This window comes from Methylobacterium iners (assembly GCF_022179305.1).
Taxonomy (GTDB): domain Bacteria; phylum Pseudomonadota; class Alphaproteobacteria; order Rhizobiales; family Beijerinckiaceae; genus Methylobacterium; species Methylobacterium iners.
The window spans coordinates 1-19,631 of sequence record NZ_BPQP01000055.1; the positions used below are offsets into that span (position 1 = coordinate 1).

At 64.0% G+C, this 19,631-nt stretch carries 25 protein-coding genes; 21 read left to right on the top strand and 4 right to left on the bottom strand.

Annotated elements, in window-relative coordinates; genetic code table 11:
* Positions 1 to 491: 491 nt before the first annotated feature.
* The 10 genes from MFF55_RS16650 (at position 492) to MFF55_RS16695 (ending at position 7,059) form a co-directional block, all read left to right on the top strand.
* Positions 492 to 761, top strand: a complete 270-nt coding sequence (locus MFF55_RS16650) for a DUF6894 family protein (RefSeq protein ID WP_238245225.1) — start codon at positions 492 to 494, stop codon at positions 759 to 761.
* 397 nt (positions 762 to 1,158) lie between these two features.
* On the top strand, positions 1,159 to 1,461 hold the full coding sequence (locus MFF55_RS16655) for a heme utilization protein (RefSeq protein ID WP_238245226.1): 303 nt from the start codon (positions 1,159 to 1,161) through the stop codon (positions 1,459 to 1,461).
* A gap of 213 nt (positions 1,462 to 1,674) precedes the next feature.
* Complete coding sequence (locus tag MFF55_RS16660) at positions 1,675 to 2,028, top strand: hypothetical protein (RefSeq protein WP_238245227.1); 354 nt, start codon at positions 1,675 to 1,677, stop codon at positions 2,026 to 2,028.
* Positions 2,029 to 2,097: 69 nt separating this feature from the next.
* Positions 2,098 to 2,379 carry a hypothetical protein gene (locus MFF55_RS16665; RefSeq protein ID WP_238245228.1) on the top strand — a complete coding sequence of 94 codons (282 nt, stop codon included), beginning with the start codon at positions 2,098 to 2,100 and terminating at the stop codon, positions 2,377 to 2,379.
* A 409-nt stretch (positions 2,380 to 2,788) separates the two neighbouring features.
* Positions 2,789 to 3,697 carry a PhnA-like protein gene (locus tag MFF55_RS16670; RefSeq protein ID WP_238245229.1) on the top strand — a complete coding sequence of 303 codons (909 nt, stop codon included), beginning with the start codon at positions 2,789 to 2,791 and terminating at the stop codon, positions 3,695 to 3,697.
* The gene (locus MFF55_RS16675; RefSeq protein ID WP_238245230.1) at positions 3,694 to 4,179 is read left to right on the top strand and encodes a YsnF/AvaK domain-containing protein; all 486 of its coding nucleotides are present in this window, start codon (positions 3,694 to 3,696) and stop codon (positions 4,177 to 4,179) included. The genes MFF55_RS16670 and MFF55_RS16675 overlap by 4 nt, the downstream gene beginning before the upstream one ends.
* The gene (locus MFF55_RS16680) at positions 4,176 to 5,021 is read left to right on the top strand and encodes a DUF2382 domain-containing protein (RefSeq protein ID WP_238245231.1); all 846 of its coding nucleotides are present in this window, start codon (positions 4,176 to 4,178) and stop codon (positions 5,019 to 5,021) included. Before MFF55_RS16675 ends, MFF55_RS16680 begins: the two co-directional genes overlap by 4 nt.
* A 124-nt stretch (positions 5,022 to 5,145) precedes the next feature.
* Positions 5,146 to 5,640: a YidB family protein gene (locus MFF55_RS16685; RefSeq protein ID WP_238245232.1), complete on the top strand. Its 495-nt coding sequence runs from the start codon at positions 5,146 to 5,148 to the stop codon at positions 5,638 to 5,640.
* Positions 5,641 to 5,745: 105 nt separating this feature from the next.
* Positions 5,746 to 6,705 carry a hypothetical protein gene (locus MFF55_RS16690; RefSeq protein WP_238245233.1) on the top strand — a complete coding sequence of 320 codons (960 nt, stop codon included), beginning with the start codon at positions 5,746 to 5,748 and terminating at the stop codon, positions 6,703 to 6,705.
* A 204-nt stretch (positions 6,706 to 6,909) separates the two neighbouring features.
* A complete protein-coding gene (locus MFF55_RS16695) occupies positions 6,910 to 7,059 on the top strand; it encodes a hypothetical protein (RefSeq protein WP_238245234.1) in 150 nt (49 codons plus the stop codon).
* A gap of 127 nt (positions 7,060 to 7,186) precedes the next feature.
* On the opposite strand, the gene MFF55_RS16700 is transcribed toward MFF55_RS16695, so the two are convergent.
* Entirely contained in the window at positions 7,187 to 7,456 is a 270-nt protein-coding gene (locus MFF55_RS16700; protein ID WP_238245235.1) for a hypothetical protein, read from the bottom strand.
* A gap of 251 nt (positions 7,457 to 7,707) precedes the next feature.
* On the opposite strand from MFF55_RS16700, the gene MFF55_RS16705 reads away from it, so the two are divergent.
* Together MFF55_RS16705 and MFF55_RS16710 are read left to right on the top strand one after the other, a co-directional pair.
* Positions 7,708 to 7,959, top strand: coding sequence for a hypothetical protein (locus tag MFF55_RS16705; RefSeq protein WP_238245236.1), 252 nt, complete (start codon positions 7,708 to 7,710; stop codon positions 7,957 to 7,959).
* A 420-nt stretch (positions 7,960 to 8,379) separates the two neighbouring features.
* Entirely contained in the window at positions 8,380 to 8,598 is a 219-nt protein-coding gene (locus MFF55_RS16710) for a hypothetical protein (protein ID WP_238245237.1), read from the top strand.
* Positions 8,599 to 8,638: 40 nt separating this feature from the next.
* On the opposite strand, the gene MFF55_RS16715 is transcribed toward MFF55_RS16710, so the two are convergent.
* The gene (locus MFF55_RS16715; RefSeq protein ID WP_238245238.1) at positions 8,639 to 9,274 is read right to left on the bottom strand and encodes a sigma-70 family RNA polymerase sigma factor; all 636 of its coding nucleotides are present in this window, start codon (positions 9,272 to 9,274) and stop codon (positions 8,639 to 8,641) included.
* Between the two features lie 481 nt (positions 9,275 to 9,755).
* Here MFF55_RS16715 and MFF55_RS16720 point away from each other — a divergent pair, with 481 nt between their 5' ends.
* The 4 genes from MFF55_RS16720 to MFF55_RS16735 all read left to right on the top strand — a co-directional run bounded on the left by MFF55_RS16720 (position 9,756) and on the right by MFF55_RS16735 (position 11,775).
* A complete protein-coding gene (locus MFF55_RS16720) occupies positions 9,756 to 9,893 on the top strand; it encodes a hypothetical protein (RefSeq protein WP_238245239.1) in 138 nt (45 codons plus the stop codon).
* A gap of 255 nt (positions 9,894 to 10,148) precedes the next feature.
* Entirely contained in the window at positions 10,149 to 10,769 is a 621-nt protein-coding gene (locus tag MFF55_RS16725) for a hypothetical protein (RefSeq protein WP_238245240.1), read from the top strand.
* Positions 10,770 to 10,864: 95 nt separating this feature from the next.
* Positions 10,865 to 11,104 (top strand): hypothetical protein, encoded by a 240-nt coding sequence (locus MFF55_RS16730; protein ID WP_238245241.1) that lies wholly within the window; start codon positions 10,865 to 10,867, stop codon positions 11,102 to 11,104.
* A 56-nt stretch (positions 11,105 to 11,160) separates the two neighbouring features.
* The gene (locus MFF55_RS16735) at positions 11,161 to 11,775 is read left to right on the top strand and encodes a hemerythrin domain-containing protein (RefSeq protein ID WP_238245242.1); all 615 of its coding nucleotides are present in this window, start codon (positions 11,161 to 11,163) and stop codon (positions 11,773 to 11,775) included.
* Positions 11,776 to 13,521: 1,746 nt separating this feature from the next.
* On the opposite strand, the gene MFF55_RS16740 is transcribed toward MFF55_RS16735, so the two are convergent.
* The gene (locus tag MFF55_RS16740) at positions 13,522 to 13,818 is read right to left on the bottom strand and encodes a hypothetical protein (protein ID WP_238245243.1); all 297 of its coding nucleotides are present in this window, start codon (positions 13,816 to 13,818) and stop codon (positions 13,522 to 13,524) included.
* A 290-nt stretch (positions 13,819 to 14,108) separates the two neighbouring features.
* Here MFF55_RS16740 and MFF55_RS16745 point away from each other — a divergent pair, with 290 nt between their 5' ends.
* From MFF55_RS16745 to MFF55_RS16760, 4 genes are all read left to right on the top strand, one after another.
* Positions 14,109 to 15,035, top strand: a complete 927-nt coding sequence (locus tag MFF55_RS16745) for a histone deacetylase family protein (protein ID WP_238245244.1) — start codon at positions 14,109 to 14,111, stop codon at positions 15,033 to 15,035.
* 42 nt (positions 15,036 to 15,077) lie between these two features.
* Positions 15,078 to 15,278 (top strand): hypothetical protein, encoded by a 201-nt coding sequence (locus MFF55_RS16750; protein WP_238245245.1) that lies wholly within the window; start codon positions 15,078 to 15,080, stop codon positions 15,276 to 15,278.
* Between the two features lie 370 nt (positions 15,279 to 15,648).
* Positions 15,649 to 15,972: a septal ring lytic transglycosylase RlpA family protein gene (locus tag MFF55_RS16755; protein WP_238245256.1), complete on the top strand. Its 324-nt coding sequence runs from the start codon at positions 15,649 to 15,651 to the stop codon at positions 15,970 to 15,972.
* A 360-nt stretch (positions 15,973 to 16,332) separates the two neighbouring features.
* A complete protein-coding gene (locus MFF55_RS16760; protein WP_238245246.1) occupies positions 16,333 to 16,713 on the top strand; it encodes an energy transducer TonB family protein in 381 nt (126 codons plus the stop codon).
* A 128-nt stretch (positions 16,714 to 16,841) separates the two neighbouring features.
* On the opposite strand, the gene MFF55_RS16765 is transcribed toward MFF55_RS16760, so the two are convergent.
* Positions 16,842 to 17,312: a hypothetical protein gene (locus tag MFF55_RS16765; RefSeq protein ID WP_238245247.1), complete on the bottom strand. Its 471-nt coding sequence runs from the start codon at positions 17,310 to 17,312 to the stop codon at positions 16,842 to 16,844.
* 297 nt (positions 17,313 to 17,609) lie between these two features.
* Between MFF55_RS16765 and MFF55_RS16770 the strand changes: the two genes are divergently transcribed.
* Positions 17,610 to 19,487, top strand: a complete 1,878-nt coding sequence (locus tag MFF55_RS16770) for a DEAD/DEAH box helicase (RefSeq protein ID WP_238245248.1) — start codon at positions 17,610 to 17,612, stop codon at positions 19,485 to 19,487.
* Positions 19,488 to 19,631 lie beyond the last annotated feature (144 nt).

Here is a 19,631-nt window from a genome sequence, read left to right on the forward strand (position 1 = left end):
CGCCCTTCGACACGCTGGAGGAGGCCACGCGGTGGTTTCGGCATCATATGAAGAGCCACGCTGCGACAGCTTAGTTTCGCTCAAGCCCGCAGTGTTGGCGTTCTTCAATGATTGCAACTGAGCCCAACTCGTAAAAGACGATCATATTTTAGTTCGCTGATGGCTGGCAGGTGCGATGGCTGCTGCGTCTAAATGGTGCTCGTCTTGACATGACCCTGCGGACGTTTCTCCCCGATCAGCGTCGGCAGGTGTCCCTCCCAAGACTTGGCCCCGCAGCCCAACGGCTCGCGGGGCCATTTCGTCGGCAAATATACGTCGCGTCGATGCCTTGTCGTCTTCGAGATTTAATCGAGGCGCCTCAAAGGCCGACACTTAGGTTAAATACAGCGCATGAAAGCCAGCATATGTTGGGGTCGTCGCAGCTCTGACACTAAGGCTTTCCGCGCTTGTGAGACCTGTGTGCTCCCGCCCGTTGAAGCGCGGAGAGGCACGTGGCCCGCTACTTCTTTGACGTTCACAATTCGACACTGATGCGCGACACCGAGGGGAGTGAGTGCGCTGGGTTCGAGGAGATCCGCAGGGAGGCCATGCTGATGCTGCCTGCCTTCGCGAAGGACAAGATCCCAAAGGATGGCGACCGCCAGGCGTTCACGATGCTGGTGCGCAACGAGGCGCATGTCACGGTCTACACGGCGACCCTGACTTTCGCAGGTTTGTGGCTGGGCGAGGACGTTCCGCCTATAGACGAGCCGTCCGACTAGGCACAGGCTTGCTTATGTTCGGCCTTAAGTAGGAGCTCGTCTACAAACGCGTGCCGATGCACGCAGGTGCCGAACGCAAGAACTGGATGATCGACTTGGGTTCCGACGTAATGCGTGCCGAGGCGGAGAACTACTGAGAGGGCTTCTCATTTGTCTTCGTCGGCAGCCAAGATGAGTCAATTCCGACCACCAACACAATTTATGTTAGATGTAAAACATTAACTGCGCACCATATACTTATAATCGTAAGTTGCTGCGCCGTTCCATGAACGCTCGGTCGGCTTCGACCGTGAAATCATCGTAGCGTCGTATGGCCCATATTCGTGTCTCGATCCTAGCAACTTGCCTGATAGCAGGCGCATCCCTTCCCGCGGATGCGGCCACGAAGAAGGTCCAGGTGCCGAACAAGTTCGACGGCTCCTGGAATATCCTGGCTATGACATCTCAGGGCCCGTGCTCAGCCAACACGAGTTATCAGGTGCAGATCAAGTCCAGTAATGCCTCGGTTCCAGGCGAGGACATTGATATCAGCGGCGGCGTTTCTTCCCGTGGAGTTGTCCAGCTTTCCATCATCAAGGGTTCGAATACCGTTCCGATCATGGGTAAGCTCAATTCGGATGGCAGCGGCAGCGGGACGTGGCGCACATCCGGCGGGTTGGTGGATTGCAGCGGTAGCTGGAGCGCTAAGCGCATAGGCTAAAGTGAACCGCAGAAGCGTACCGAGCGTACAAAGTATTCGGTGGTGAGGACTGCGAAACGCAGGGCACACCCGCGTTTCATGTTGCGATGCAACATAAGGCGTGGCGAGCCGTTGTCCCATAGCTACCCTCGCATCGACCGGTGGGGGACGGCACCAGGTCACTTGCTCGTCGGGCGGGTCCTGGATGCAGCCACACACCGAAGGCACTTTCCGATGCGTTTCCTGGCAACTTTCGCGACCGTCGCCCTGGCGCTAGCGCCCTTCCCGGTCCTGGCCTCCTCCTGCGCCGAGCAGATCGGCACCATCGAACGCCGCCTCGACAGCGCCGGCGCGGTCCAGGTCTCCGGTCTCAAGCCAGGGCACACCCTCACCGTTGGCTCGACCCGGGCCGTGACTACGGTCCGCCTCGACGCTCCCACTGACCCCGACGCCGTTTCGACGGCCGGTCAGATCGAAGGGGCGAGGATCCTACTGATCCGGGCGGCCGACGAGGATCGGAGAGGCGATAAGCGCGCCTGCGAGCACACCATGACCGAAGCCAAGGGCATGATCGGCGCCTTGCCATAGGCATCGTCGGTCCTATCGGGTGGCTCAATCGCGCACTCGCGGGATTGGCGACCCCATGAGGATGCGACCATGATCGGCCCAGCCGAACTTGAGGATCTACGCTTTGATCTCGCTGAGGCGGAGCGGACGAGCATCTGTGACAGCGCTATGGCTTCCTTGAACGCTTACTGGGCGGGCCGTGGTGCGCCGTCGGAGGGGATCGTGCTCGCCGTCGCCGACCAGGTCTACGCCAGGTCGCTCGACCGTCGGACCCACGAGCGGCGGGCCGTCTGCATAGAAGCGGTCCGCACAGCAGGCTACGGCGTCGAGTGGATCGGCGGGAGGATCGCCTCGGCCCAACAGGTGACTTAGCGCCTGCCAGGCTAAAGCGCTCTAGGCACAGCTCACGGAGCGGCCGGTCCATGCTTGCTCCGACCCCCCGGTCGGCTTCACTGCCCAAATGTTAATCCTCGGAACTTTGCCGCTGCTCCTGGACTTGGACGTGTAGTGGTTCGACCTTCGCTGAAGGCAGCGCTGCTGCAGATACGAGCGTGACTTAACAGACTGCGAAGAGACGCAGTCGCCGGCCAACGAACTCGGCTAAGTCTCTGAATAACAGCTCATATCACACCTGCAAACAACATGGTTGGGCGCGGCTGTTTCATGCTCCCGCTCGCTTTCAGTTCCTCAACAATCAGTACGAGGTCGCGTCATGACAGCAAAAATGAGCCCGCCGCTTCCTGATACACCTCGTAATCATGGTGATCACGATGCCCCGCACATGAGTCCCGTCACGCCGGCGGAAGACATGCGTTCGATCATGCTCAACAAGGTCTCGTGGGGCGCGGTGCTCGCCGGCGCCGTCGTGGCGCTCGTCATCCAGCTCCTGCTGAACCTGCTCGGGATCGGCATCGGCGCGGCGAGCCTGGACGCTGGTGGCGGCGACAATCCCGCGGCTTCGTCCTTCTCGATGGGCGCCGGCATCTGGTGGACGTTGTCGGGCATTGCCGCGTCCTTCGCTGGCGCTTACGCGGCAGGCCGTCTCTCGGGCAAGCCCAAGGAGGGCACCGCAGCCTGGCACGGCCTGACCTCCTGGGCTGTGACCACCCTGGTAATCTTCTACCTGCTGACCTCGACGGTCGGCGGTATCCTCGGCGGGGCGCTGAACTCGCTGGGCAGCGTTGCCGGTGGTCTCGGTCGTACGGCGGGCGGTGCAGCCCAGACGGCGGCCCAGGCGGCGGCGCCCTCGCTCACGAAGATCAACGACCCGTTCGGCTCCATCGAGCAGTCGGTTCGCGGCGCAGCGAGCGGGCAGGATCCGGCCGCTGCCAAGGATGCCGCTGTCGCAGCCATCCGTGCAGCCTTCACCGGTGATCAGGCTCAGGCTGAGGCGGCGCGGACCCGGGCGGCCGAGGCTTTGGCCAAGGCGCAGAACATCCCGGCTGACCAGGCAAAGGCCCAGGTCGTCCAGTACGAGCAGCAGTACAAGCAGACCGTCGACACGGCCAAGCAGCAGGCCCTGCAGGCGGCGGAAGCCACTCGGAAGGCCGTGTCGACGGCAGCCCTGTTCGGCTTCCTTGCCCTCGTGCTTGGCGCCGTGGCGTCCTGGTTCGGTGGCCGCATGGGTGCGATCGAGCCGACTGTGACCGCCACCGTGAGCAGCTTCTCCAGCACGCAGCGTCGGGCATGAACGGTGGCGACGCCGGATCGACGCTCGGCGTCGCCAAGACGACCTCGACCGATCAGAGTGAGACCGGCGAGAGGGATGTCATCGCCTTGGTCGCGGAGACCGCGCGCATCGACAAGCGCGTGGTCAAGGCCGGCCGCGTCCGGGTGAGTACGCGGACCGAGGTGAGCGAGGAAACGCTGCGCGAGACTTTGCGCAGCGACGCGGTCGGCGTCACCCGGGTGCCCATCGACCGGATCGTCGCTGACGGTGATCCGATGCCACAGGTCAGGATGGAGGGTGGCCTCACCATCATCCCCGTCCTGGAGGAGATCCTCGTCGTCGAGAAGCGCCTGGTGCTCAAGGAAGAGCTGCACATGCGCCGGACCAGTTCGGTCGAGGATGTCGAGGTCCCCGTGGCGATGCGCAAGCAGCACGCCGTCGTCGAACGCTCTCCCCCAGCCTCCGACATGGATGGCGCATCTCGCAAGGAAACAGACGCATGACCCAGACCGTGACAGCCATGTTCGACAACCGGTCCGACGCCGAGGCCGCGATCCAGAAGCTGACATCCGCCGGCGTTGCCGGCACCGCCATCAGGCTGCTGCCCGAGACCGCCCCGGCCACGACGACGACCACCACCGCTTCCAGCGCCTACGATCATCGACGTGACGAGCGTGGCCTGTGGTCGTCACTGAAGGACGCCCTCCTCCCCGACGAGGACCGCTACACCTACGCCGAGGGCATGAACCGCGGCGGCACGATGCTGACCGTGTCGGCCGAGGAAGGGCACATCTCACGCGTCCTGGACATCCTTGAGGAGCACGGCGCCGTCGATCTCGATGAGCGCGAGGCGAGCTGGCGCAAGGAAGGCTGGAGCGGCTACTCCGCGGCCGGTTCGACCAGCACGGCGCAAGCGACAGGGCGGACGGGCTCCACCGGAGACACCGAGTCCATCCCGGTCGTCGAGGAGCGCCTCAACGTCGGCAAGCGGGCAACCGAGCTGGGTCGTGTGCGGGTCCGCTCGTATGTCGTCGAGACGCCGGTCACCGAGCAGGTCACCCTGCACAACGAGACCGTGCAGGTTGAACGTCGCCCCGTGAACCGTGCGGCCACGTCGACCGACGAGGCTTTGTTTGCCGAGAAGACCATCGAGGCAACGACACGATCTGAGCAGGCTGTCGTCTCCAAGGAAGCACGCGTCGTCGAGGAGGTCGGCCTGCGCAAGGACGCGACGGAGCGTACCGAGACGGTCAGCGACACGGTGCGTCGCACCGAGGTCGAGGTCGAGGACGAGCGCGGACAGGTGAGCCGTACCGGCACCACCGATCCTGCGACGCGTAAGTAGCCACCCACCTACGTCAGGACCGCAGGGTGAGCGTCGCCCCGCAGTCCCTTTGAGCTCGCAACGATTGTTTCAGACGCCTCTAGCGTTCCGGGACCATCGTCGGGCGACAACGAGGAGAGAAGAGATGAGCAACAACGGATTCCCGTCGATGACTGCCCTCCTGGGTTTGCTCGCGGTGGCGGGCTACCAGAACAAGGACAAGATTGCCGAGATGCTCGGCGGCCTGGGGCAGGGTGCGCCCGGCGGTCCGGCTCCAGCAGCTGGTGCATCGGCAGGCCAGGGTGGCCTCGGCGGCATCCTGGGGAACCTCGGCGGGGCGTTCGGCGGCGCGGGTGCTGGAGGGCTCCTCAGCGGTGGTCTCGGTGAGTTGGTCAACCGGTTCACTCAGAACGGTCACGGCGAGACGGCCTCGTCCTGGGTCAACCACGGGCCGAACCGTGAGATCGCCCCGGCCCATCTGGAGCAGGCCATCGGACCGGACGTGCTGGCCACGCTGGCACAGCAGACCGGGCTGTCGCGCGAGGAACTCGTGAGCAGGCTGTCCCGAGAACTTCCGGACGCGGTCGACAAGTACACGCCGGAAGGACAGCTGCCCAGGCATGCGCCTGGTATCGGCTGAAAGATTGCTCTGATATGACGAACTACGCTATGCAGCATTGCCAGTGGTCACATTGGCGATGCTGCATCGACGTCGGTTGATGTAGTTACACCCTGTAGAATACTGATGTCGTCGAACAACCGGCCTGGTGTTATCATTGGTATTCATGGCTTGGCCAACAAGCCGCCGGTCGACGAGAAGACACGTTGGTGGAAGGCCGCCATCACCGAGGGCCTCGCTCGCAACCAGGGCCTGACCGGCGCCGAGTTCGCCTTCGAGTTCGTCTACTGGGCTGACCTTCGCTACGAGGCGCCGCTGCAAGGCGACGCCATTATCGAACCTTACCTGCCTCACGGCGGGAAGGGACCCCTGCCCAGCGGGGAAGACGCGCCCCCCCTCACGGGCCAGGACGTGCTCGCCACTGTCTACGAAGGTATCGACCGCATCGAGGAGGCGACGGGCCTTACCCTCGTAGACGACCTCATCCTGGAGCACCGCTTCGACGACCTCTGGCACTACCATGTTGAACAGGACTTCGCGCAGCAGGTCCGTGCCCGCCTGATCGAGCGCCTGCATCAGTTCCGCGACCACCGCATCCTGCTGTTTGCGCACTCGATGGGCTCGGTGATCGCCTATGACGCACTTCGTCTGTTGGAGCGCGACGAGCCTGGCCTGACTGTCGATCATCTCGTCACCGCAGGTTCACCGCTCGGCTTGGCGAAGGTGAAGCTGAAGGTCGAGGAGGAGTGCGGTGGGGTTCGGGTGCCGAACAATGTCAGGCAGTGGACGAACCTGGCGGACCCTAACGACATCGTCACCGTCACGGGCGCGTTGGGGTCAGATTACGGCCCCAACAACTCGGGCGTAGAGGTGATCGACCAGCGTGTCGTCAACGACTACTGCCGGCCGAACGGCGAGGCCAACCACCACAAGTCCTACGGTTATCTCCGGACGCCCGAGTACTCGCACATCGCCAGCGGCTTCGTCACGGCGGTGGACCCACCGATGTTGTACCCGCTGCCGCACAAGTCTGAAGGGCGGACGTCTACGCCAAACCAGCCTGCAATGGCCGGTGAGCTGACGTGAGGTGGGCAGTGGCAACCTAGCGCCTCACTGGTGCGAACCGCTGAGCGCTTTGGTTGGTCAGCGCAACAAGCAGCCATTGCAAGCCGCACCTTCCGTGCTTTGGACGACGAAGCTTCTCACTGAATTTGCCTAATCATCGCTGCGGCCAGGTTCGTGCGGAAGCCCATGAGCAGCCTCCAGATTTTTCTGCGATGCGAGACCCGAATGAACGTTGAGACCGTCGTGGTGAAAGATCAAGCTGGTAAGGTGGTTCGTTCGACGTACTTCGAAGACGAGCCTGAACAGCGCAGGCCGATTCATCGCGTCTCGCACGACGAGGCGGTCCTGATTGCGCAAACGATCTACGAGCGTTGAAAGACCGGATGGGACACGGCTATCCTGGAGCAGGCGGATAGCTACGAAAACCCAAGCAACGCCCGGCGCGCCAGTGGGGCGGCCGGACTGATCACGTGCCTTGCCGAGGCTTGGCTATTGTCTTGGTTCAGCGTCCGCCGCCGCCGTTGGCGCTACCATTCGGCACCGCGCGCTCGGGCAGGTTGGCATTGCCGCCAGCAGCCGAACTTGAGGTGATGGTGTCGGCGCCCGTTGCACCGCGTGAGATCACAAGATCTTCCGCGTTGCCGGTCGTGTTGGATTGCCGTGTCACGATCGTCCCGGTCGTATCGGGCTCACGCGAGAAAGGAAAGTCCTGGGCAAGAACGGGGGCAGATAAGCCGAGCGCCAAGGCGCCGGCGAGTGCAAGCTTGTACATCGAAACTCCAGTGAGTGTGTGGTCAACAACAGATCCAAAGCGCGATTGTTTCTGCCGGGATTGACGCACCCTCGAAATATTTCCGGATAAGAAATATAATTCTGATAAATGATCTATGTAAGAATAGAAATTTGATTATAAATACATGTTAAAAAATACTTTGTGATGCACAAATCTGTTGCCGTTATCCTGTGTTGCTGCATCCTCTGTGCGGGGCAGTAGTCTGGTTCCCGATGGTATGAGGAACCCCTATGCATAGCGCCAATGATCCATTCGAGCTCGACGCGGCGACCAGCTCATTTGTCATCGGGTTGGCGGCGGAGAAGACAGATAGGCCAAGCACTGCTGCGCTTTTGACGATCGAGCATCTGCGCCGGCTTGAGGAGGAGGTCCGCAGTGCGGGCACGACCCGGCAGACGCTGCAGAAGATCAGCTCGGCCCGACGCATCCTCGGCGATCATGCTGAGCTTGGGCACTTCAAAGGCCCTTTCCGCGCCGGCTGAGAACGACGCCGTAACCTCGTCCCATGAGCCTAATCGGCAGACAAGTTGCGTACCGGCTTCGTCGCTCCCCCTCCACGATGTGTCCGATAGCCTGTAATCAAATCGGGCAGCGGGGCTCGCTTGCCCTAGTGAGAGCCCCGCCCTTGAGTGCGCTGGATGGAAGACCCTCTCACAAGTAGCTCGATAGCCGCGAACGATGATGACCGAATTCTCGGTCTGCGCATCGCTGCCTTGCGCGAGATTAGGGGGAGAAGCAGGAAGTTCCTCGGCGCGGCGATCGGCCTATCACTCACGACAATCGCGCCAACATCCGCGACTTCCTCGTCCCGGCTTCGGTCCTGAGGACCACACAGCGATGCATCACACCACCATAGAACGTCAGTGGTTGGACTTGGCGCGCGTTCATGCCAACGTGGCGGGATGTATTACATTGTCGAGATCGCCCACGTCGAACCCCAAGCTGGCACCTCCGAGCAGGGGACGCCGCCGGAGGACCTCCCGGTGCAGTATGGGACCATTGAGGAGGCAACCGAAGCCGGCAGGGCGCGTGTCGCCGAGTTGGTGCAGGCTGGCTTCAAGGCTGACAGCGTGACCTTCAAGGTGCTGGATCAGCACGGTCAGCCCGCTTACAAGGCCTGACCACTTCGTATTGATACGTGCGAGGAATTACGGCGCGGCGTCACGGTGCCGGGGGTGCAGCCCGCGTATCCATCGTAGCGGGCTCAGTTGTCACGGCTAGCATCAGCCCGTCGTTCCCGAGTTCAGCAGCCGTGTAGCTAAGCAGCTCAGCTAATCGCTCCCGCCCACGGCTGACCCGGCTTTTCAGTGTGCCGAGCTTACACGCCATCACAGCGGCCGCTTCCTCGTAGCTCATGCTATTCAGGCAGATCAGCACGATAGCTTCACGCTGCTCCTCCGACAGCTGCTGTAGAGCCGCCAGCATGTCCTGCAGATCGAGCTTGTCACCTTGTGAAGGTGCGGTGCTGAGGCGTGCAGCTGCTTCGCCGTCTACGTCCTCGAACTCCCACTTCCTCTTCCGGTGATCCGAGTAGAAGGCGTTGCGCATGATCATGAAGAGCCAAGCGTTGAGGCGTGTGCCTGCCTGAAAGCTCTCGCGGCTCCTCCAAGCCCTCAGCAGGGTTTCCTGCACGAGATCATCCGCGCGGGTGTGGTTGCGGGTCAGGGACAAAGCAAAGGCACGGAGCGACGGCATTGCGGCCGTCAGACCAGCTCTAACCTCAGCAGTGAGCGCTTCGCCACGTTCGGCGAGCACAGCCTCAAGCCTTGTCAGGAGTGTCGCAAACGCATCTGGCACGGCAGCGAGCGCGGCTAGCCCATAGAAGCTGCGAAGCTGCTGACCCAGGTGGTCACGTGCGGCCTTTGGCAGGAGTGAAGTGGCGGGGGCCAAATGGGAAACGCCTTGAGCAGGGCTGTTAGCGCAGTCTCGCTAGCGCTAGCCGTCGTGTCATTAACTTGGATTGCCGGTGTTGCCGACGATCTTGTGGGGGAGCTCCGTAGGAGTACGATTGGCAGCTTCGGTGAATTGACGCGCTTGGTGGCCTCACCGGCGTCCTCATCATGAACGTTGCGTCGCTCTGTGCGCTGCTATCAATCGATTGCGCTCTGCTCGCTCTTGACTGTGGCCCCATGACCATCTGGGTGCTGGCAGCGCTGATCAAGCTGGGAAACGGCGAGTGACGTCCCGCTTCGTAGGTGCGTCCATGCTGCCGTTGCGCTCCATGAACTTCGCCTGCTGCGACCTGTTGCCATCACAGCATTACTTCGGAGCCTCTCGCATGCACGACATCAATCACGGCCAGGAACAGGTTCGGTCCAGCAAGACCGGTTACATCTTGGCAGGGCTTCTCGTGCTCGCGCTGATCGCCTTCACCATCTACTTCGTCTCGATTCCGTCGCCGCTACCGCCTCAGTAGCACTGCATCACGACGGCGAGCACGAGCGCATCAACATGAGCAGCACGAGCACGACCGGCACGGCCCCACGCAAGGCGGTCTGAAGCCTCCACAACAAACGGCGGGTGCCGCCGCTTCCGAGCGAGCGACACTCGTCAAGGTCAGCGACGCACTCAGTCGAGCTCAGATGAGCCTGACATCCCGCTCCCTTCCGCCTTGAACAATGCGTGAGCTCCAAGGTTGGCAGCTTTGAGAACACTCTCAAAAGGAACAGTAATGACGCCCCTGAACCAGCTCTGCTGCGCGGCTACGCTCGCTACGCTCACGCTTCTCCCGATGACGGCCTTTGCGCAGGAGAATGGTCCCTGCACGGACGACATCGCCAAGCTGCGGCGTGAGCTGAGCACGCAGGTGGGCCTCGGCGCACCAATCTCCGAGCCAGATTACGGTCAGCAGAAGGGCCCGAGCGACAGGGCCGGTCAGCCATCGGTAGCCGACACCACGGGCAGCACGGCAAGCCCATTGAAGCCGGGCAGCTCTGAGACGGACCGGGCACAGCCGGGCGGCGCGTCCCGCGAGAGTGGCGGTTCGCCCGGAACGGTGGGAGGTGTCTCTGGGCCCACGGGTGCCACGGGGCAGGCTGATGGCGTCGCCAGCGGCCGTATTGCGACTTCTCCGGAGGATGTGCGCCGGCAATCCGAGAATCGGCCGACGATGGCGGCGGCCGCCGCACTGGGCGGCGCTGCAAAGGCTGGGGCGGACCTGAACACGGAGGACAAAGCCTCTCAGGCCAAGATGGCCCTGCAGCGGGCGATCGACCTGAACGCCAAGGGTGACCAGGGCTGTGCGACAGTCGTGAAAGAAGCCCGCGAGCTCATGCCCAAGCAGGGTAGCTGAGAAGTCTCGGATACGCTCATGGTGAGTCGCAACGCGGCTTACCACACCCTACCACCCGAGCTGCCCTACTGACTGACGAAGCGAGTGCTCTCTTCATGGCTCTTGCCGCTTCATGGGTGCGTGGCGATTTGGACCATCAGGAGTGCAGCATGAGCTTTGTAACAACCACTGTGATGAACGAGGGCAAGATCGCGAAGGGCAAAGACAGGCCGATTGAGGCAAACCCTTATCCGGCCGACTCGCGGGAGCGCGCGGATTGGCTGGAGGGCTACAATTTCGACGACGCTCAGATGAGCGTTGAGCGCGAGGACCCTACGGATCGCAGCCAATCCTAAGGGCAAGCTGCTGGGCGCAAAGCTGGCGCTTGTGAGACCATCTGAGGAGTGAGCGTATGGACGTCTGGCAGCTGATCGAGCGTGACCACGAGAACATCGCGCAGCTCATCCACGACGTCCCGAACGCTTTAGGTGGTCGCAGTGTCGTCCGGAACCGTGAGCGGCTTCTTGACGACCTCATCGATCAGCTTGAGACCCACGCCGTCGCCGTCCGGGCCAGCCTCTACGAGCCCCTGAGCCGCACGTCTGAAACACGCCGCCTCGTTGAGGACCTGCAAGGCGAGCAGGAGGCGTTCATGCGCCCGCTGGCGGGCTTGGCGCGGTCTCGCCGGAAGGACGCGGATGGATGGCTCGACGCCTTCGCAGATGCGGCCTTCCTGGTTGACCAGCACCTTCACCGACACACTCACGAGCTAGTTCCAGCTGCCCGTAAGCTACTATCGCGTGAGGAGGTTGAGCACGCCACGCGCCTCTTCATTCGTGGGAAGGTGAACGCGCTGAAATCGCGCCAGCAGTCTCGTGTCAGTGGGATGGGGTTGAGCGACCTTATCGTCATCGGCGCGGTTGGCGCTGTGGTGAGTGGCCTTGCTCTCCTCGCCTGGCGCTCAGGTCTGTTTGGCAGCCGTGACCTTCCTTACCGCCGTTCCAATCTCGCGGCGGAAACTGACTAACGGCGTTGGACCCGCTATGAGCGTGGCGGTAGGCAAAGCGCCTCTTTCCGAGATCGCACCCGACGAAGTTCCGAGTGATGGTGAGCGCCACATCGCCACGGTGCTGGTCACCGACGATGTTGGTCATTCAGTCTACGCAGCTGCACTCACCCAGAGTCGGCACTTTGCTGCTCGGTTAATCAAGTGCGCTCGCGTACTAACGATTGGACCGACAACGTCGAACCTAATCAAATGGTTTTTCCATTAAATAGGAAGCGAAGGGAGTTGCCGACCAAAAGCGCAAATTTTTTGTTGAACAAATTTTACACCCATAGTGTGAATGCTAGTAAGGCAAAGCCTTCAATCGCTATTAGTAATAATAACGTGCATCTAACCCATAGACGCTCTCGGTTTGCATTCAATTCTGAAAGGCTGAGCATCACACGATCCCAACTTTTTGAGCAAGAGAATTAACTACGTCTTATACTCATTTGATGATGGAAATAAAAACGCCTCGCAAGCCCGAAGACTGCGAGGCGAAGGCTCGGAAGGGCCGATCCCGTTGGCATTCGCCACTATAAGCCAACGAGACCGCGTCGGAGATCCAATCCAACATTGTCAATGTGTGCACAGAAGCGAGATACGAAAATAAGCATACGATGGAATTTCTGCAGTTTTTTGCTGCCACGCTTCAGAAATTTCGATCATCTTGCTTATTGTTTGGCTCTTTGCCCGCCAAACGCGGTTCTTTCGATGAAAGGCCTGCTTCTTGGAAGCAGGTTGCAACCACACACAGGCCGGCTGTTGCATCCGGATAAGACCCGGCTCATGGAAGCTTAAGACGCCTAGCCGGTTATGATGCCACGCTTACCATGGAAGGCAGGAGTGCGAGACCGACACAACGCTTGCTATCATCACGGCACCTTCAAGCACCCGTCCAGTCGTGAGTTCGGTCTACGCTCTAAACGGAGCAACTGTTTTGCTAGGGCCAGTTAGCGCCTGAGCCAATCGAGAGTGGCAGCGAGGCAAAGGACGCCCATAAAGCTGGAAGCGGTTTCTCGTAGCGGGTGGGCACCGCCCGCCGTTCTTTGAGTGAGTTTCTGGTTCATCAGGCTGCCAGGAAGCGGACCTTCCCAGGGGCTGCAAAGGGTCGAAAGCTGAAGGTCGAGCTTTGGGCGCCAAACGCGCTTGGTACCGCTCGCGCGTTCCCACTGCTTTCTCAGATCTCCGAAGGCAAAGGTCACACGTTCGAATCGTGTCGGGTGCGCCAGAGCTGTAGTCTTCCGAACCATAGGTTGGCGCGCTAGGGCGTAGCACCGGGCGGCCGACGCGAATGCGCCAGCCTTGAACTTCCGCGCGTGCCGACTGTTGGGTCGACGGTACGGGTACACGGACGAGTCCATGGCGCGCATGACGATGGTTTTCAGCACCTGCGCAGCCGTGCTGCTCGCGGGGTCAGCCTTCGCCGAGAAGCTGGCGCCGAGCGGCGGTGCTGGGAACACGGGAGTCACCGCGCCGTCCATGACCCCCGGCCCGGTTCCGGGTGCACCCGACATCGATGATCGTCCGGCCCAAGCTGTTCCCGGCAATCCCAGCCCCGCATCCGTCCCCGGTAGCAAGCCCGGCGTGAACATCGGGGGAACGCCGACGAGCGGGCCACCCGGCAGCGGTGGCGCCTCTGGCGGTCCTTCTATGGGGACTCGCTGAGTCCGAAGGTCGAACGCGCGCGGTTCGCCGCGCCCGCCTGCTCAACCTTCTACTCCGGGCTCAGGCCACGTCGCTGCCGCGGTGGGAAGGATCAGCCAGGGATGAGGGATCCTCGGCCGTCTCGGAGGCGGGAGGGTTCACGATCACGCAGACGAACTCCTGCCCATCCTTGGAGATGACGCCGGCAGCCGGAGGCTCGTCGCCGTTGACCCCTGCGACGACCCTCGACGAGCGTAACAAACGCTCGGCCTCGGCGATGGCACTCGAGTCCGTATCCGCACGAAGCTTGCGAGGCGGCTTCTCCGCGGCCTTGTCCATTTTTGAAGCATCGAAGATGAGATCGGTGGTGTAGGGCATCGCCTGCCTCGCTCCCAGCGGAGCAGCCCAGAGTACTGATGCTTCCACACGTGACAAGTAGTCTTTGATTTACGGAACTGAGGAATAATAAATACCACAGCCGTCATAAGCTTAGCCAAGCGATATGGTTCCTGCGTCGAGTTGCTGCTTAGCTGCTTTAGGTCCCCGTGCCGGCTCTTTCCGGTCTCGAACGCGCCATCACCGAAAGCGGCGACGTTCGGCCAGGCTGCGGGTGGTGAGCTTCGGGAGGCTCTGGTATACCAGAGCGCCGGGACGTTCAGGGGTTTGATATGACGGTTCTGCTTCATCATTCCTCTGCGCTGGAGCATCGCACGCCTCACGGGCACCCCGAGCGGCCGGAGCGGATGCGCGCCGTCCTCCAATGTTTGGATGCGCCCGCCTTCGCCGCGCTCGACCGCCGCGCGCCCGAGCCTGCGAGCCTCGAGACCGTCATGCTCGCTCATCCCGAGGCGTGGATTCGCAGCCTCGTTGCGGCAGCGCCAGCCGAGGGATTGGTTCATCTCGACGGCGACACGGTCCTGTCGCCCGGCAGCATCGATTGCGTCCTGCGCGGCGTCGGGGCCGCGGTCCAAGGCGTGGACCTCGTGATGACCGGCGTCTCGCGAAACGCGTTCTCCGCCATGCGACCTCCGGGCCATCACGCCGAGCGCACCAAAGCCATGGGCTTCTGTCTCTTCAACAATGCGGCTGTGGCGGCCCGGCATGCGCAGCGATCACACGGGGCCGAGCGGGTCGCCGTCGTCGACTGGGATGTCCATCACGGCAACGGCACCCAGGACATCTTCTGGGCGGACCCGTCCGTGCTGTTCTGCTCAACGCACCAGATGCCGCTCTATCCCGGCAGCGGCGCGGTCTCGGAGGAAGGCGAGCACGGCACGATCGTGAATGCGCCCTTGAAGCCCTTCGCGGACGGCGCGGCGTTTAGAGAGGCTCTCGAGAGCCGGATCCTGACACGTCTCAGCGACTTCCAGCCGGACCTCATCCTCGTCTCCGCCGGATTCGACGCCCATTGGCGCGACCCGCTCGCCAACCTCATGCTCGAGGCCGAGGATTTCGCCTGGGCGACGCGACGGGTCATGGAGATTGCGGACCGATATTGCGGGGGACGGATCGTGTCGCTGCTCGAAGGCGGCTATGACCTGCAGGGTCTCCGCGAGTCGGTCGGCGCGCATGTCGCGGCGCTGATGGAGGCTTGAGGGCATTGCTTTCCGCGCGGCATCCCTCCTCCGAGGTTCGGGATGTCCGAAGAGATCGTGTTCGACGTGAGCGAACGTTCCGGGGCGGCACCCGATTTCCCTGTTCTCCGCTCGCCCCTCCCGAAGACGTTCCTCGAAGCGGGCGCCGCCATCACCGGCGAGCTTCGGACGTGGACACGCCCGGGGTCGAACGGTGCCGGGCCGGTCGTGGATCAGCCTTCCACCCACCTGACCCGAACGTGACGCGCCCGGTTGGGCCAGGACCGCGTCCGACGCTCCAACCGGTGGTGGCCTGGATCGACGCGGTTCCGCGCCCGTCGCACGGCTCGACGGGCGCGGCACGGCTCGCGTAGGAGACCCGCCCGGCGCGGGCGATGACGCACTTGCATCGCGAGGCTATTGTTTCGCCATCATCGCTATACTTCCGACATCTACTCGCGCCTGGCCCAAGCTTGTCTGACAAATATGTGTCCACGGCCCGTTCTTTTTTGACACATTTTCGGCAATCATACTCCGGCATTATTCAAGCTCATCATGACGAACCGTTGGTTATGCAACGGGAAACATGATGAACACCAAGATCGTACTGGCTTTTGCCTCGCTTGTTGCCACGATGTGCGTGACGACGACGCATGCTCATGCCCGCACCGCCTCGCGCGCTCAGGCCGGCATGGCCTCCTGGTACGGACCGGGCTTCCACGGGAAGCGCACGGCCAGCGGGGAACGGTTCAACACGCATGCCCTGACCGCTGCTCATCGCACCTTGCCCTTCGGCGCGCGGGTTCGTGTGACCAACAAGTCCAACGGTCGCTCGATCGTGGTCCGGATCAACGATCGCGGTCCCTTCACCGGTGGCCGCGTCATCGATCTGTCGAACGCCTCGGCCCGCGCCATCGGCGTCTCGGGCGTGGCCAAGGTCGCGCTGGCTCGTCTCTGACGGAAGCTGTGGTCGATCCCAGGATCGCGTGAGACCAGGCGTCTCGCGAGCGCCGGTCAGGACCCGGGCGACGTCCGGGGCAGCCCGATGCGGCGCGGCAATGGCCCCATCCTCCCGCGACCGCGACCTCGGCTGCTCGACGCCGCCCTGACCGCGTCGCGCTGCATGGATGCCTTGCTCGCCTGCGTCGTCAGCGCATCGCGATGCGAGTGTCCTCCTGAGATTCGTGGACGACATACACACTTCGCATCGAGGGCCGCCGGGACCGGCGTCGCTCGTCCTGTATGCAGGTTGATGAACGAGCGCTGGGGCAGCACGCCCGTCGGCGATCCTGAATGAACGGCCACGAAGGTTTGCAGGATGGGATTGCGCTCGTTCATCTGGTCGGCCGGGCTCTGCGCGGTCCTTCTCGCCTCCAGCGAAGTTTGGGCCCAGGATCAGACGCCCCCCGACGTGCGGGAATGGCTGTCGACGGTCGTCACGAAGATCACGAAGGCAGGCGGCAAGGAGACGAACCCGTCGCGGGGCCGAGCGTCGCGTCCGGTGACAATCCGCGTTCAGATCGCTGCCGACGGTTTCGTGAACCGCGTGGTGGTGGAGAAGAGCTCCGGCTCTCCCGAGCTCGACGAGCGCGCCAGGTCCGTCGTCCGAGCCGCGGGGCCGTTTCGTCCTCCCCCTGCCCCGCTGCTGACCGAGGCGGGTTCGACCGAACTCAGCTTCCCTCTCCGGCTGGGCCGCTGATCTCGCCTCGCTTCGGGGCCGCGAGGTCATCGGGGCGAGCTCGAGCGCCGCCGAGCTTTGCCGGTTTCAGTCCCCTTCCTGCCCTCGCGTTCCCTCGCCGCCCCCGCGGTGATCTCCGGCATCGAGCCTCAGGGAAGAGGCTCGCCATCGCGACGGAGACGGGCCTCCGCCCATTCGCGATCCCTGACGGCTTGCTGCTCCCGCAGCACTGCCTTGGCCTTCTCCTCTTCGGCGTGCAGCGCCCGGTCGTCCCGCTGTCGCCGAGCCGCGGCCTTCTTGCGCCGCGCCAGATCGGCCGCCTTCTGCGCGAGGATCTCCGCGACCGTGATGGGTTCGGGCTCGGATTTCGGCTTCTGCCAGGTGTAGGTCTCTCGCGATGGGCGGGAGGTCTCCGGCTCGGGCGAGGATGAGCCTCGGCGCGCCGAGGCTTGGGACCCACCGCCCACAAGGCGTTCGGCTTCTTCCACGGTCAGGCCCGCATTCGCCGCCACGCGCGCAGCCGCTGCCCGCCCAGCCTGGCGCTCGCCCGGCGTGGCACCGCCGACGGCCAGGGCCTGGCACTTCGCGAAACGGTCGCGGTCGAACCCGTCCGGCGTCACGCCGCAATCCTTCGAAGCGCGCAGGGACGTACCGCCCGCTCGATCTTGCCGGCTGCCTTCGGCCGAAGCCTCGGCAGGTCGGCCGAGGCATCCCACACTTTCGCATGCACCGTTCAACCTTTCGAGGGCCGAGCCGACCGCTTCGGCTCGCGGGCCCTCCCGGGGCCGTGGACCATTCGGTCCAGGCCTCGCCCGTGAGCCCAACTTTCACAGTTGCATCTGCACGGAGAGGATTCACAGGCGCAACAGTTTCCGACATCCTGCCGCAATGCCTTCGTCGAACCCCGCTCCGGTACTTTGACCGCGTCGCCCCGCGCGCTGCGCACCCATCAGCGCGCACTCGCCAGCCTCGTCGCCGCCCTTGCACGGGGCGAAGCGGGGGGCGTGTCGGACATCCTCGCGGCCGTCACACCCGGCGGCGGCAAGTCGCTCCTGCCCGTCATCGCGGCCGCGGGGCTCATCAAGGCCGGGCAGGTCGACCGGGTGGTCTGGGTCGTGCCGCGCGACAGCTTGCGCCTGCAGGCCGAGGAGGCTTTTGCCGATCCGCTCTGGCGGGCGGTGCTGGGGCACGATCTCAGCGTCCGGGCGGCCGACAACACGCGCGATCCCAGCCGGGGCCTTGCCGGCTACGTCACCACCTACCAGGCCATCGCGGCGGCGCCCGCCCTGCACCTGGACGAAATCCGGCGCCATCGGACGCTGCTCGTCGTCGACGAGGTCCACCACCTGCCCGCGCCCTCGCCCGGCAGCGCGGCGAACGATGATCGGCCACCCGGCGACGAGGATTCGGGTGCATGGAGCCAGGCCCTGCTCCCACTCTTCCAGCATGCAGCGCTGCGCCTTCTCCTGTCCGGCACCCTGGAGCGCGCGGACGGACGTCGGATCCTGTGGCTGCCCTACAGGGATGGCCCACAGGCCGGCGCGCCGCAGATCGACCTCGACGCGCCGGGATGGGCCGTCATCGGCTACTCGCGGGCCCAGGCCCTCGCAGAGCGCGCCGTGCTTCCGCTGAACTTCGGCGCCCTCGACGGCGAGGCGAGCTGGCTCGAGGGCGGCCGCAGCGCCGGGCAGGCCAGGGTCGGCCCGCATCGGCTCTCGGGAGGCGGCGTGCGCGTGACGACGCGTCCGGCGTTGTTCACGGCCCTGCGCACCGGGTTCGCCCGCGACCTCCTGAGCGAGGCCTTCCACGCGACGCGGCGCCTGCGCGCGCGCCGGCGGCGCGAGCGGGGCCTCGCACCCGCCGAGAGCGCCCGGGGTCTCGGCAAGCTCCTCGTCGTCGCGGCAGATCAGGCGAGCGCGCGGCACTACCTTGCCATCCTGCGCGCCTGGATGCCCGCGGAACAGGCCGAGCGCGATGTGCAGCTCGCCACGTCGTCGGTGCAGGACGCGCATGCCGCGCTCGCCGCCTTCCGTCTGTGCCCGGAGCCGGCCGTGCTGGTCACCGTGGCAATGGCCTACGAAGGACTCGATGCGCCCGAGGTCGCCGTGGTCGCCGCGCTCACGCATATCCGGTCACGGCCCTGGCTCGAACAGATGCTGGCTCGTGCCACCCGCGTCGACCCGCATGCGGGGCCCTACGGCGAGCAGCAGGCCCTCGTCTTCCATCCCGACGATCCGCTCTTCGCCCGGTTCCGGGCCGAACTCGAGGCCGAGCAGGGCACGGCGACCCGCCCGCGCGAGCCGAGGCCGGTCTCGGCACTCACCCCCGAGCCGGTCCGCTGGCGCGACACGGACCCGGGCGGCATCACGCCGCTCGAGAGCAACGCCGTCGGTCTCCGCTACGCCATGCTGCGGCCGCGGCCGAAGCCGGTGGCCGCGCCGGCCGCCGAGGGGAGTTCCGCGCGAGCCGTCATGTCGGACGCGACGAGCGCGATCCCCTCCTTTAGCGAACGCGCCGTGCGCCAGCAGCTCGCGGCGGCCGTGGCGGCACAGGCCGTCGAGGACGAGGCGGACTTGCGTGCCCCGCACGGCGGGAACCTGCCTCATCGCTACAACGCGGTGCTGAAGCGGGTCCTGGGCAAAGGGCGAACCGAGATGACGATGGCCGAGCTCGAGGCGGCGCTGGCGTGGCTTGAGCGCAACCGTCTGTCAGACCACGCCCACCTGCTCGAGGGCGACGCCCGCTACGCCTGGTCCGCCCGCCAACGCCGTTTCCGTTCGCTGGCTCGGCTGTGATGCGAGGATGACCCCCTGCGCAGGTTAGATACTTTAAGATGCTGCGCGGCGAGGATGCGCAAGTTTCGAACGTGACCCGCTCGATAGTCTCGCAGCCGCCCTCATCGTCCTCTGGTGCCGATCGAGTTCAGCCCCCGGTTCGAG

Bases quoted from the DNA above. Each gene is read 5' to 3' on its own strand.
- MFF55_RS16660 (WP_238245227.1), top strand. From the start codon at position 1,675: ATGCGTTTCCTGGCAACTTTCGCGACCGTCGCCCTGGCGCTAGCGCCC.
- MFF55_RS16665 (WP_238245228.1), top strand. From the start codon at position 2,098: ATGATCGGCCCAGCCGAACTTGAGGATCTACGCTTTGATCTCGCTGAG.
- MFF55_RS16670 (WP_238245229.1), top strand. From the start codon at position 2,789: ATGAGTCCCGTCACGCCGGCGGAAGACATGCGTTCGATCATGCTCAAC.
- MFF55_RS16675 (WP_238245230.1), top strand. From the start codon at position 3,694: ATGAACGGTGGCGACGCCGGATCGACGCTCGGCGTCGCCAAGACGACC.
- MFF55_RS16680 (WP_238245231.1), top strand. From the start codon at position 4,176: ATGACCCAGACCGTGACAGCCATGTTCGACAACCGGTCCGACGCCGAG.
- MFF55_RS16685 (WP_238245232.1), top strand. From the start codon at position 5,146: ATGAGCAACAACGGATTCCCGTCGATGACTGCCCTCCTGGGTTTGCTC.
- MFF55_RS16690 (WP_238245233.1), top strand. From the start codon at position 5,746: ATGTCGTCGAACAACCGGCCTGGTGTTATCATTGGTATTCATGGCTTG.
- MFF55_RS16695 (WP_238245234.1), top strand. From the start codon at position 6,910: ATGAACGTTGAGACCGTCGTGGTGAAAGATCAAGCTGGTAAGGTGGTT.
- MFF55_RS16700 (WP_238245235.1), bottom strand. From the start codon at position 7,456: ATGTACAAGCTTGCACTCGCCGGCGCCTTGGCGCTCGGCTTATCTGCC.
- MFF55_RS16705 (WP_238245236.1), top strand. From the start codon at position 7,708: ATGCATAGCGCCAATGATCCATTCGAGCTCGACGCGGCGACCAGCTCA.
- MFF55_RS16710 (WP_238245237.1), top strand. From the start codon at position 8,380: ATGTATTACATTGTCGAGATCGCCCACGTCGAACCCCAAGCTGGCACC.
- MFF55_RS16720 (WP_238245239.1), top strand. From the start codon at position 9,756: ATGCACGACATCAATCACGGCCAGGAACAGGTTCGGTCCAGCAAGACC.
- MFF55_RS16725 (WP_238245240.1), top strand. From the start codon at position 10,149: ATGACGCCCCTGAACCAGCTCTGCTGCGCGGCTACGCTCGCTACGCTC.
- MFF55_RS16730 (WP_238245241.1), top strand. From the start codon at position 10,865: ATGGCTCTTGCCGCTTCATGGGTGCGTGGCGATTTGGACCATCAGGAG.
- MFF55_RS16735 (WP_238245242.1), top strand. From the start codon at position 11,161: ATGGACGTCTGGCAGCTGATCGAGCGTGACCACGAGAACATCGCGCAG.
- MFF55_RS16740 (WP_238245243.1), bottom strand. From the start codon at position 13,818: ATGCCCTACACCACCGATCTCATCTTCGATGCTTCAAAAATGGACAAG.
- MFF55_RS16745 (WP_238245244.1), top strand. From the start codon at position 14,109: ATGACGGTTCTGCTTCATCATTCCTCTGCGCTGGAGCATCGCACGCCT.
- MFF55_RS16750 (WP_238245245.1), top strand. From the start codon at position 15,078: ATGTCCGAAGAGATCGTGTTCGACGTGAGCGAACGTTCCGGGGCGGCA.
- MFF55_RS16755 (WP_238245256.1), top strand. From the start codon at position 15,649: ATGTGCGTGACGACGACGCATGCTCATGCCCGCACCGCCTCGCGCGCT.
- MFF55_RS16760 (WP_238245246.1), top strand. From the start codon at position 16,333: ATGGGATTGCGCTCGTTCATCTGGTCGGCCGGGCTCTGCGCGGTCCTT.